The 12129-nt window shown below is 39.3% G+C and carries 10 protein-coding genes; 1 reads left to right on the top strand and 9 read right to left on the bottom strand.

Annotated elements, in window-relative coordinates; all coding sequences use genetic code 11:
• Position 1: 1 nt before the first annotated feature.
• The 4 genes from ATS71_RS10905 to ATS71_RS10890 form a co-directional block, all read right to left on the bottom strand.
• Positions 2-328: a hypothetical protein gene (locus ATS71_RS10905; RefSeq protein WP_058404852.1), complete on the bottom strand. Its 327-nt coding sequence runs from the start codon at positions 326-328 to the stop codon at positions 2-4.
• 167 nt (positions 329-495) lie between these two features.
• Positions 496-1998: an alanine/glycine:cation symporter family protein gene (locus ATS71_RS10900; protein ID WP_058404851.1), complete on the bottom strand. Its 1503-nt coding sequence runs from the start codon at positions 1996-1998 to the stop codon at positions 496-498.
• 535 nt (positions 1999-2533) lie between these two features.
• Positions 2534-3661, bottom strand: coding sequence for a M14 family metallopeptidase (locus ATS71_RS10895; RefSeq protein ID WP_058404875.1), 1128 nt, complete (start codon positions 3659-3661; stop codon positions 2534-2536).
• 212 nt (positions 3662-3873) lie between these two features.
• Entirely contained in the window at positions 3874-5316 is a 1443-nt protein-coding gene (locus ATS71_RS10890) for a glyceraldehyde-3-phosphate dehydrogenase (RefSeq protein ID WP_058404850.1), read from the bottom strand.
• A gap of 174 nt (positions 5317-5490) precedes the next feature.
• Between ATS71_RS10890 and ATS71_RS10885 the strand changes: the two genes are divergently transcribed.
• Complete coding sequence (locus ATS71_RS10885; RefSeq protein ID WP_058404849.1) at positions 5491-6291, top strand: DUF2989 domain-containing protein; 801 nt, start codon at positions 5491-5493, stop codon at positions 6289-6291.
• A gap of 72 nt (positions 6292-6363) precedes the next feature.
• On the opposite strand, the gene ihfA is transcribed toward ATS71_RS10885, so the two are convergent.
• From ihfA to ATS71_RS10860, 5 genes are all read right to left on the bottom strand, one after another.
• Positions 6364-6663, bottom strand: coding sequence for an integration host factor subunit alpha (gene ihfA, locus ATS71_RS10880; RefSeq protein ID WP_002960690.1), 300 nt, complete (start codon positions 6661-6663; stop codon positions 6364-6366).
• 2 nt (positions 6664-6665) lie between these two features.
• Positions 6666-9053: a phenylalanine--tRNA ligase subunit beta gene (gene pheT, locus ATS71_RS10875; protein WP_058404848.1), complete on the bottom strand. Its 2388-nt coding sequence runs from the start codon at positions 9051-9053 to the stop codon at positions 6666-6668.
• Between the two features lie 15 nt (positions 9054-9068).
• Positions 9069-10049, bottom strand: coding sequence for a phenylalanine--tRNA ligase subunit alpha (gene pheS, locus ATS71_RS10870; protein ID WP_058404847.1), 981 nt, complete (start codon positions 10047-10049; stop codon positions 9069-9071).
• 84 nt (positions 10050-10133) lie between these two features.
• Positions 10134-10844, bottom strand: a complete 711-nt coding sequence (hda, locus tag ATS71_RS10865; protein ID WP_171034596.1) for a DnaA inactivator Hda — start codon at positions 10842-10844, stop codon at positions 10134-10136.
• Complete coding sequence (locus ATS71_RS10860; protein ID WP_058404846.1) at positions 10844-11899, bottom strand: DUF2066 domain-containing protein; 1056 nt, start codon at positions 11897-11899, stop codon at positions 10844-10846. The genes hda and ATS71_RS10860 overlap by 1 nt, the downstream gene beginning before the upstream one ends.
• Between the last annotated feature and the right edge of the window lie 230 nt (positions 11900-12129).

Here is a 12129-nt window from a genome sequence, read left to right as displayed (position 1 = left end):
GTCATCTTTTCTTTTTAAGAGTCACTAAAACAATACGGTTAATAAGATACCAAATACACCCTACGCCAATGGCGATGGTGTAAGCATACCACTCAAGGGTTTCTTTTTGCGGTTGTAAAAAATACAAACAGAAAAAACCACCCAAAAATATGATAAGTGCTAAGAAGGAGTGATTTATAAACATCTGCTTTTTTTTAATTTGCTGTTCGCGCTGAAGTTGTTGAACCTGCTCGTCATTTAGCTCTGAAATGTTACTTTCGCAATGCGGGCATTGCTTGTATTTATCTGAAATTGATTTTGCACATTTTGGGCAACGAATTATCGCCATACATCTCTCCATACTACGCATAAAAAAAGCGCCTTGCGGCGCCTTTATTGTACTTGTTTTATTTGTCGTTGTCTTTTTTCAATTTAAACCAACAATAGATAATATGACTTTCTGTTATTGGCTTAAATCCACTTCCCCACAAACTAGCAAGTACGTTGTATATTGAATCACTCAGGATCTTTAGATTGCTTTTCAAGGCGCTTTTCCCAAAAAGTAGCATTTTTTATGCCTAACTTAACTGGGTCGAAAGTTATTTTGCCGCCTTTTTTCTTTTGATCTTCGTAATCGCTTAAACATAGTAGTGCTGGTTTTGCGACAAAAAATATAGCTAAAATGCCTAATATATTAATCCATGCCATTAAACCTACGCCTATGTCGCCAATAGTCCAAATATAACCCGAGCTATTGACCATACCGTACGCAACCATAAACATTATCACAAACTTCACAATAACGAGTGGAATACTGCCTTTAAAATAACGATTTAAGTATGCAATGTTAGTTTCGGCAATGAAGTAGTAAGCTAAAATTGTAGTGAACGCAAAGAAGAACAGTGCAATGCCTACAAATGCTTCGCCAAACCCGCCAAATACGCTGAATAATGCCATTTGTGTAAATGCTGCAGAACCGACTTCTGTTGCTGCATCAACATTTTGTACAATAAATTGGCCTGCAGGTAGCTCGCCAACAATGTTGTATTGTTGTGTTAATAAAATCATAAGTGCAGTTGCGGTACATACAAAGATGGTATCTACGTAAACTGAAAAAGCCTGAACTAAACCTTGCTGTGCTGGGTGGTCTACCTCTGCAGCAGAGGCTGCATGCGGCCCAGTACCTTGGCCTGCTTCGTTTGAGTATATTCCACGTTTTACGCCCCAACCAATTGCAGCACCAAATCCTGCTTGAGCTGTAAAGGCGTCGCTTATAATCATGGCGAAAATATCTGGTACTCTATCGATGTGTAAAAATACAACAATTAAGGCAAGTACAATGTAACCTAGTGCCATAAACGGCACTACAATTTGGGTAAAGTTCGCAATACGTTTTATGCCACCGAAAATAATAAAAGCTAAAACGATAAGAATAATAGCCAGCGCAACTAACTTAAAGCTGCCTACATCGCCAAAGCTGGTCGATACCATAGTCCCGTCGCCAAATACTTGAGTAAACGCATTACCTACTGCATTTGCTTGTACACCAGGAAGGAACACACCACACGCAACAACGGCAGAAATAGCAAATAGGATGGCTAGCCACTTTTGCTTTAAACAACGGTCAAAGTAAAACGCAGGTCCACCACGGTACTGGCCGTTTTCTTCTTCTTTATAAATTTGACCCAGCGTTGACTCGGCATAGGCCGTACTTGCACCTAAAAATGCAACAACCCACATCCAAAAAATTGCCCCCGGACCACCAAAACCAATAGCTGCAGCAACACCGGCAATGTTACCTACACCAACTCGCCCCGATAAAGACACAGCCAGTGCTTGGAAAGAAGAAATGCCTTTTTCAGATGTGTTAGGACTAAATAATAACTTACACATTTCTTTAAAATGTCGAACTTGGGCAAATCGAGTTAATACAGAATAAAACAAGCCCGCGCCAAGGCATAAGTAAATAAGGGCATTACTCCAAACAACATCATTAACAGCACTTACAAAAGCTTCCATGAATATCCTCTATAGTTATATTTTTTATTATGAATTACGAGACTCTGTTTTAGCTACTCAGAATGCGCGACACAAAGCGATTAAAAATCAGGCCTCAATGCGCCTATCTTTAATTCGATTGTTATTGATATTAACTTAAGTTGGCTAACTTTGTTAACACTTAATTTTCATATTTAGAGATAAAACGTGCGCTTTGGCGTCGTGTTTGAGGGTTATTTAACCAGTAATTTGAATTATATGAATATGCTAAGGACTTATACAGCGTGATTAAAATCTATTTTTGATTGAAGTGATTTATACAAAGGGCTGTATATCTATTCGCTTAATTAAGTTATCTATTTTAAAGCTAGAAAAGCGTGTTAATAGCTAGGCAAAAAATTCGCTATTTAGTTGCTCTTAATAAGAGTTTTGACGCAAGTAGCGACACGTTTAGCCTAGTAAAATGACTATGTATTATTGCGGATTGGTATTATATTAATTCGTTTTAAATTTGAATAAAAAAAGGCACCAAAAATTGATGCCTTTTCTAAATACTCTATCTGAGCGTATCAACCACATTTACAATGGCTGCTAATGTGTCTTGACCAAACTGGTACGAACGACGATCTGACCAGCCATAATCTGGATCAGGTAAATCGTTGTTATCTTTAAACGGCATTTCAATGGTGTATGTAAGCGCTTTAAACTCTTCAGCCGTTGCCGACGAAGCCACGGTTAACAAAGCCTCACCTGGCTCATCTTTCGGGTAGCCGTGCTCATCTTGAAACTCAGGTGTTATTGTTAGTAAAGCCGCTTTAAAGTTATCTTCTAAGTTTTTAAGGCGCTCGTCGTAACTTGGAATACCTTCACTGCCTGCAACAAAGTTATAAGGAATAGCTTCATCACCATGAATATCAAGGTGCATATCTAAACCTGTTTCGCGCATTTTATTAAGCACAAAATAGACTTCAGGGCTGTTTTCAATCGATGGTGTTTGCCATTCACGATTTAAGTTAACACCTTTAGCATTAGTACGTAAATGTCCGCGCACACTGCCATCAGGGTTCATGTTTGGCACAATATAGAATACTGCTTTTGATAATAATGCTGCAGCATGCGGGTCTTCGTCATCAAGTAATTTATGAAGTAAACCTTCTACAAACCATTCAGCCATTGTTTCACCTGGGTGCTGACGTGCAGTTACCCAAATGACTTTTTTATCTTCACTTGGCTCACCTATTCTTAGCACGCTGATATCGCGCCCATCAAGTGTTTCACCTAATGTTTGAAGCTGGCAAGCACCTTGAGCTTGTGCCCAAGAAAGTAAGTCTAAATGGCGGTCGTAGCTGTATGGTGCGAAGTAAGCAAAATACACACTGCCGCACTCTGGCTCTATTTCAAAGCTTAGCGTGCCATTTTCATAGCTTGATGGAACACGAAACCATGTTTGGCGATCATAAGAAGCAACTGCTTGGTAGCCCTCCCAACCATCTGGGTATGCTGATTTTTCAAGCTGATTAATATTAAGCTTATGTAATTGATAAGGCGTTGTTTCTAATCGAAAGTGAAACCACTGGTAAAATTCAGAATTGTGATCGTTATTGATCTCTAATTGAATATTAAGCGGATCGGTTGCATCAATGACCTTGATATTACCACTGTCGAAATTACTGCTGATTTTCATGAAAAAACCTTTAATTTGAATAAGCTCATCTGCATTGTAACTAGCAGAACTAACATCGCGAGCAATAATACTCGCACTAAACACAGCGTATTATGAAATAACTACGCTCGCTGTATTTTAATGATTAAAGCGTAGCATAAGGCACGCACTTTAAAAATAATGACACATTAAAAAAGCCAGCTAAACGCTGGCTTTTGGCTACTAAATATACATTAGCGTGGTAGGCTTGGGAATGACACTTCAGCCATATCTCGCATACAACGAACTACTTGGCAGCTATAGCCAAATTCATTATCGTACCATACGTATAAAACGATACGGTTATCGTCAACAATTGTTGCTTGCGAGTCAACAACACCAGCATAACGGCTACCCACTAAATCGGTAGACACTATTTCTGTAGACGCTGTGTAATCAATTTGATCACGTAAGTCTGAATGCAACGCTGTATCGCGTAAAAATGCGTTTAGCTCTTCAACCGACGTACTTGTAGCTAAGTTTAAGTTCAAGATAGCAAGCGAAACGTTTGGTGTAGGAACGCGAATCGCGTTACCTGTTAACTTGCCTTCTAGCTCTGGTAACGCTTTAGATACCGCCTTTGCCGCACCTGTCTCAGTAATTACCATGTTCAGGGCCGCAGCTCGACCACGACGCTCTGCTTTGTGATAGTTATCGATTAGGTTTTGATCGTTTGTGTACGAGTGAACCGTTTCAACATGGCCATTATTAATACCAAACTTGTCGTTTAATGCTTTTAACGTTGGCGTAATCGCATTTGTTGTACAACTTGCTGCACACACAATTTTATCTTCAGATAAAATATCTTGGTTATTTACACCATATACGATGTTTTTAATATTACCTTTAGCCGGTGCCGTTAGTAATACTTTAGCCGCACCTTTACACTCTAAATGCTGACCAAGACCTGCTTCATCTTTCCAAATACCTGTGTTATCAACAATTAACGCATTCTCGATACCGTATTGTGTGTAATCGATTTCGCTAGGCGAATTTGCATAAATAACCTGAATGTAACTGCCGTTCGCTTTAATTGCATTACGTTCTTTATCAATAGTGATTGAACCATTAAATGGACCATGAATTGAATCACGACGCAATAAACTGGCACGTTTTTCGAGGTCACCCTCTTTACCGCCACGCACAACGATTGCACGTAGACGTAAATCGGCGTAAGGGCCCGATTTTTCAATTAATAAGCGAGCAAGCAAACGGCCAATACGGCCAAAGCCATAAAGGACTACATCACGTGGCTCTTTTACAGTCGAATTGGCTATTTCTGCTAATTCATCTTTAACAAACTCTTCAACTGAACGGCCGTTTGCAACGTCGCCGTATAAGTAGCTATATGCCAGCTTACCAATATCAATACGAGCAGAGTTTAATTCCATTTTGCTGATTGCTTCTAAAAACGGGAAGCTTTCGCGTAAACGTAATTTTGTGCCTTCAAATTGTGCAACAGTTTTGTGAGATTTAATAATTTCAATTGTGCTGGCATTTACGAGAGGACGGCCATATACAGCAATTTCAATACCACGATTACGGTAAAGCTTACCAATAATAGGTTGCATACTTTCAGCGTAATCTTGGCGTTCTTGCCAACTATTTGTGTATTCTAACTCGTGAGATGAGGTCATTTTATTTACCTAAATTTATCATTTTGAACGGATAGCCTTTAAAAGTGCACTATATTTTGAGAGTAATGCACTTCAGGCACGGCTATTCTAATTTAATCTGAAGTTATTCTCTACTGTTAGGCGTTAAATGATTGCGCTAGAATAGCTGTGTAGATATTTATTTGGGGTTAAGGAATGCTAAAAAGAGCAAGTATATTACTTGGATTACTAACATTAGCGGGTTGTGAAGACCCTGTGACGTTGGCACAAGTTTGTAAGGAAACACCCGGTTTTTGTGCAGATTTAAACAAAGATAGTCATTGTAAGGACGAGCGTGCTGAAGTTATTTTAAAGCGTTACAGTGAATACAAAGAGCCAACGGATGAAAATAAATATCAATTATTAAAAGAATTTGAGACATACAACCAATGTATAACATTGGCAGCCAAAATTGAGCACATAAAGCTCAAAGCTAAAAAAACGTCTCGAATAGATGGGCAGCTTACTAGCATTAAAGAAATGACACGCCTTTATCAAGACACTGTAAATACAAATCACCCCGGTTTACTTTATTACCATTGGTCAAGAAACAATAATCAAGGTGCATTAAGTAAGCTTTTAGCCATAGAAAACGATCCAAGCGTTACCCAAAGTGCAGAGATGCAGTTCTTTTTAGCGTCTTACTATATTAAATTTGATGACGATAAAACCATTGATTTACTCTATAAAACATTAGAGCTGAATGAAAAAGGGAATCTACCTAACCCTGAAGTATACACCTCATTAATTAGCCTTTTTTATAAACATGATAAATTTAAACATGCCTATATATTTTCAAAAGTGGCACAAATGTCGGGTATCGAAAATATAGATTTATTTGAAATAGAACAAGAGCTGTTAAGCACAGGTAAAAACTTATCAGGCCTTGATTCACTTGCTGAGCAAACCTATCAACAAGTATTAGAAGGTGAATTTGTATCACCTAGAGAATTTTAACAAAATACTCAATCCGCTTACCTAAACGTTAAGCGGCTGTGTAATAAAAAAGGCAGCTTTCGCTGCCTTTTTTTATTTTGCTTTGCTGGTACCCACTTCAACACGGGTCTTTAATTTTTGGCCCGGTCTAAAGGTGACAACACGACGCGCCGAAATAGGAATGTCTTCGCCTGTTTTCGGATTACGCCCTGGTCTTTCTTTTTTGTCTCGAAGATCAAAGTTACCAAATCCAGAAAGCTTAACCTGCTCTCCTTTTTCTAGCGCTGAGCGGATTTCTTCAAAAAACGCTTCAACTAAATCTTTGGCATCTTTTTTATTGATCCCGAGCTTTTCAAATAGGTGTTCAGCTATGTCGGCTTTAGTAAGCGCCATATCTAGTCCCTCAACGATGCATTAAACTTTTCGGCCAATTCGGCCACCACGTTATCAACTACTAGATTGATATCTTTCTCTTCGAGTGTTCTATCAACCGCTTGCAGTGTTAGAGCAATCGCCAAACTCTTATAATTTGGCTCAATACCTTTGCCCTTATACACATCGAATAAGTTTAGGTCAACCAATTGATTTCCGCCAACTTTTTCTATAGCGTTTAAAATATCGCCAGATTTAACGCTGTCGGCCACTAAAATCGCGATGTCGCGACGGTTTGAAGGAAATTTAGACACGCTTTCAGCTTGTGGTAAATTTCTTTTTTCAATTGCTGACATTTCAATTTCAAATACAAAAGTTGCGTTATTGATATCTAACGACTTTTGCGCTTGAGGATGTAATGCACCAAAAAAGCCAACCTTTTTCCCATCAACATAAATAACAGCTGACTGGCCAGGATGAAGTCCATCAGATTGTTCAGCTTTAATTTCAAAACGGCTCACATCATTTGTAATAGCAAGTAATGCTTCAACATCACCTTTTAAATCGTAGAAATCAACGTTTCGTTTTTCTTCAACCCAATGCTCTCCATGTGCTAAACCAGTAATAACACCACCAATCACAGGTACTTGGCATACACCATTTTCAGCATTTTCATCGCTTATAAATTTAAGGCCATGCTCGAATAACCTAATGCGAGGTTGTTGACGATTTTGGTTGTATGCAACAGACGCTAATAAACCCGGCATTAAACTGACACGCATTGCTGACATTTCAATTGAAATAGGATGCGGTAGAACAAGTGCATCACTTCGTGGATGCAAAATAGCTTGAGCCTTAGGATCAACGAAGCTGTAAGTAATCGCTTCTTGATACCCACGCGTTACTAACGTATTACGGAATTTGCTTAGCGCAATACTCGCTTCGTTATGCGTTGTCATTTTAAGTTTTGCAGTTGGTGCCACATTTGGGATACTGTTATAACCGTATACGCGCGCAACTTCTTCAATTAAGTCTTCTTCAATGCGAATATCAAAACGGTAGCTTGGTATGTCCGCACTCCAGCTATCATTTTCAACTTTAACATCAAGGCCTAAACGAGTCAGAATATCAGTTACTTTAGCATCATCAATATGATGACCTATTACGCGGTCTAAACGAGAACGACGCAAACGTACTTCAGTCACTTTTGGTAGTTTATCGGCTGCAACAGCTTCAACTACAGGACCTGCTTGACCACCAACAATTTCTAAAAGTAACGCTGTAGCACGCTGCATTGCATCATGTTGTAGTGCAAAGTCTACTCCACGCTCATAACGATGTGACGCATCGGTATGTAAACCGTAGCTACGCGCTTGCCCAGCAATTGCTACCGGGTTAAAGAACGCACTTTCAAGCAGTATGTCTGTTGTTTTTTCAGTAACGCCAGATTGCTCACCACCAAAAATGCCAGCAATTGCGAGTGCTTTATTATGATCGGCTATCACAAGTGTTGATTCTTTTAATTTAGCGGCATTGCCATCAAGTAATACAAGCTCTTCACCAACATTAGCATTACGTACTTTAATACCGCCTTCAATTGTATTTAAATCAAAAGCATGCATCGGGTGACCAAGTTCTAGTAGTACATAGTTTGTTATGTCAACAACCGGATCGATTGAACGCACGCCACTACGGCGTAGTTTTTCAACCATCCAAAGTGGTGTTTCTGCATCAAGGTTAATTCCCTTAATTACACGACCTAAATAACGAGGACAAGCATCTTCATTAACTAGTTCAATTGATACTTTATCGTCAATTGTTGGTGTTACAGCTGGTATTTCTAATACATTTACATCTGTACTATTTAAAACGCCTACCTCACGTGCAAGGCCTTTAATGCCTAAACAGTCACCACGATTTGGCGTTAAATCAACATCAATGATGTTATCGTCAAGGCTTAGATATTCACGTAAGTCAGTGCCAATTGGTGCATCACTTGGTAACTCCATGATGCCTTCACCCTCTTCGCTAATACCTAGCTCGTCGAATGCACATAACATCCCATGAGAAGGCTGACCGCGTAGCTTCGCTTTTTTAATTTTGAAATCGCCAGGTAACACAGCACCTACGGTTGCTACAGCAACTTTTATGCCTTGGCGACAGTTTGGTGCACCACATACAATATCTAGCAGTTCATCACCACCAACATTAATTTTTGTTACACGTAGCTTATCTGCATCAGGGTGCTGGCCACATTCAACAACTTCACCAACAACAACACCATTAAACTTGGCTGCAGCTGGCTCAACGCCGTCAACTTCAAGGCCGGCCATAGAAAGCTGTTCCGACAGAGCTTGCGTATCAATAGCAGGGTTTACCCACTCTCTTAACCACTTTTCACTAAATTTCATTTTATTGCTTCACTCTTAACGGAACTGGTTTAGGAATTTTAAGTCATTTTCGAAAAATGCACGTAAATCGTTTACGCCATAACGCAACATTGTTAGGCGCTCTACACCCATGCCGAATGCAAAACCCGTGTATTTCTCAGGATCAATACCCACAGACTTAAGAACATTTGGATGTACCATGCCACAGCCTAATACTTCTAGCCATTTGCCGTCTTTGCCCATTACATCGACTTCAGCTGAAGGCTCTGTGAATGGGAAAAATGAAGGACGGAAACGAATTTCCATGTCTTCTTCAAAAAAGTTACGCAAAAAGTCGTGTAAAATACCTTTTAGCTCAGTAAAGCTAACGTCAGTATCTACCATTAAACCTTCTACCTGATGAAACATCGGAGTGTGCGTTTGATCGTAATCGTTACGGTATACGCGCCCAGGAGATATGATACGAAGCGGCGGCTGCTCTGTTTCCATAGTTCGTATTTGCACACCACTGGTTTGAGTACGCAGTACTAACTTAGGATTAAAATAAAAGGTATCGTGATCAGCGCGCGCAGGGTGATGTTCTGGAATATTTAATGCGTCAAAGTTATGAAAGTCATCTTCAATTTCTGGACCTGATTTAACAGCAAACCCTAACTCGCCAAAAAAACTTTCAATACGCTCAATAGTACGTGTTACTGGATGCAAGCCACCCGCTGGCATTACACGACCGGGAAGAGTTACATCAATAGTCTCTGCAGCTAGTTTTTCTTCTAGTGCTTTACTCGCTAATAATTCACGCTTTTCGTTAATTGCAACTTGTACATCTTGTTTAGCTTGGTTTATCACTTGCCCTGCTTCTTTTCGTTCCTCAGGTGCAATTTTTCCTAACGTTTTAAGTAAGCTGGTGATTTCGCCTTTTTTTCCAAGGTAATTAACCCTGATTTCTTCTAGTTGCGCGATTTCACTGGCACTGGCTACAGCCTCAAGTGCTTGCGCTAATATATTTTCTAAGTTCATTGGGTACCTGATCTTTCACAGAGGGTGATTGCTGTTAACTAATGGCTTATGATAACTGAAAGCAGGGTCTAGATTCTAGACCTACTACAGCTTTAACGTTGATTTTATAAAAGGAATTGTTAATTTTCTTTGTGCTGCCATAGATGCGTGATCTAATTTGTCTAGAACATCTAATAATGCTCGCATATCGCGGCTCAGGCGGGTTAATAAAAACCGCGCACATTCATCACTTAATTCAAGCCCACGCATGTGTGCACGTTTAACTAAAGCTTGAGCTTTGTCATCATCACTCATTGAACGTATTTGAAACGTGGTTCCCCACGTTAAACGTGACTCTAGATCTGGAAGCGATATATTTAGCATATTTGGTAATAGGTCAGCTGTTACAACCAACATTTTACCGGGTTCATTAAAGCGATTAAAAAAATTAAATAAAGCTTTTTCCCAAGCATCGTTGCCTGCGACTAGATGAACATCGTCAATACATAGTATATCCAGTGCTTCTAGTCCATCTAAAACCATAGGGCCAAAGTTAATAACCTCACGCATAGAAAGCAGCATATTTGAAAGGCCACGCTCTTGAGCCTTTATGCATGTAGCGTACAACAAGTGAGATTTTCCTGAGTCACCTAAACCACACAAATACGTATATTGAAATGTATTCGCCAATTCAGAAAAACTTGCTTTGAGGTGATTTACCTCTAATGAATCTTCGCCACCGAAGTACGATGCGAAAGTTTCGTCATCTGGTAAAGTAACAGGCAAAGCCATTTGCATTGGTTCTTGATTTAGCACTATGGTTTTACCCATTGATACTCAAGGCTGCTTTTGTCTACTACATGATAAAAAGCACGCGGGTCGATATAATCTTTAAAAGCAGAATCGAGACCTAGTGCTTTTTTTAAATCTGTAACATTTCCTGTATGGCTCAGTTTATATTCAACAAATTCTGTTGTTTTACGGATAATGATTACATCGGTAACCACACTAAGACTTTGTAAACGTCTTTTCGCTAACTCAACATCTACAAAATTGTCAGTCCCTTTTAAGGTTAAAATAGCCGAAGCTTGTTCATAGTATGCATTAGGATCAATTGCGTACTCACTGGCAAGCCCTCTTGCTAATGTATCAATCATTTGACTAACAATTTGTTGTTTATCGCCAACTAAGCGATTTTCGTCAAACAAGTCACCATTCGTGAATCGCCAATCTAGAACCCAGTTATTGCTGTTGTTGTCTTTGTACATTTTTGCTGTGATGCTTCTTTCAGCACTATAACGCTGGGACGCTTCCTCGATAGGCCCTGAAAAATTACCCCACACCTCTGGTATTCCTACTAGACGCCTATCTTGTAAATCCAGTAATGGCACAACAACAGGTAAGCCACGTCTTCGTGCACTGTCGTAAATTAATTGCTCCAACTGTGGATAACTTTCCTGTGTAACTAGCTCTCTGCGCCAGTTATCTTCAATACCCAACCAAATAGCGACTAACGGGCGTTGTGAACCCCACAGTGGTAAACTCAGTTCTTTTACAAGCGTATTGATTTTACGTTCTTCAAATTTAACAACTAATTTTAACTGACCTTCTGTACGCTCATCGTATTCAAATTTGAGCATGTAATCAGAAATATCTTTAGTTCGCTGTTGAGCTAATCGATTTTGATCGGCTGTTTCATCACCGCTCACTTTGACTAATACGTTAAGTAAAGCTTTACGACTTGCCGTTAATCGTGCATCTCTTGATTTATCATCAACTTTTAAAATATCTTGATATAGATCAGTGACTTCAACTGCTGAAACAGAAAAACAAATTAAAATGGATATTGCGGTAATTAATAATCTATACACTGTATGTTAGTTCTTGGTTTTAAACTGATTTGATCCTAAATCAAAGCCAGTAACAAAGCAAAATTATATTTATTACTTAGATATGTTGAATCATGGTAAATGCACTGGATAGCCACAACACTGTTCACAAAGAGGCGCTTCGCTTAAGAGACGCTGCGCTTTAGAGAAGAAAGTGCTGAATATTATACTTTTTTATAGACGTAAAAAAGCCCGGCTCTTTCGAATTTGAA

Origin of the sequence: Pseudoalteromonas sp. H71, assembly GCF_001468485.1 — a bacterium.
GTDB lineage: Bacteria > Pseudomonadota > Gammaproteobacteria > Enterobacterales > Alteromonadaceae > Pseudoalteromonas.
The sequence above is the reverse complement of the archived record's forward strand: the minus strand, read 5'-3'. Positions and strand labels throughout refer to the sequence as shown.

Excerpts from the sequence above, each read along its gene's own strand:
- ATS71_RS10905 (WP_058404852.1), bottom strand. The coding sequence starts at position 328 with ATGGCGATAATTCGTTGCCCAAAATGTGCAAAATCAATTTCAGATAAA.
- ATS71_RS10900 (WP_058404851.1), bottom strand. The coding sequence starts at position 1,998 with ATGGAAGCTTTTGTAAGTGCTGTTAATGATGTTGTTTGGAGTAATGCC.
- ATS71_RS10895 (WP_058404875.1), bottom strand. The coding sequence starts at position 3,661 with ATGAAAATCAGCAGTAATTTCGACAGTGGTAATATCAAGGTCATTGAT.
- ATS71_RS10890 (WP_058404850.1), bottom strand. The coding sequence starts at position 5,316 with ATGACCTCATCTCACGAGTTAGAATACACAAATAGTTGGCAAGAACGC.
- ATS71_RS10885 (WP_058404849.1), top strand. The coding sequence starts at position 5,491 with ATGCTAAAAAGAGCAAGTATATTACTTGGATTACTAACATTAGCGGGT.
- ihfA (WP_002960690.1), bottom strand. The coding sequence starts at position 6,663 with ATGGCGCTTACTAAAGCCGACATAGCTGAACACCTATTTGAAAAGCTC.
- pheT (WP_058404848.1), bottom strand. The coding sequence starts at position 9,053 with ATGAAATTTAGTGAAAAGTGGTTAAGAGAGTGGGTAAACCCTGCTATT.
- pheS (WP_058404847.1), bottom strand. The coding sequence starts at position 10,049 with ATGAACTTAGAAAATATATTAGCGCAAGCACTTGAGGCTGTAGCCAGT.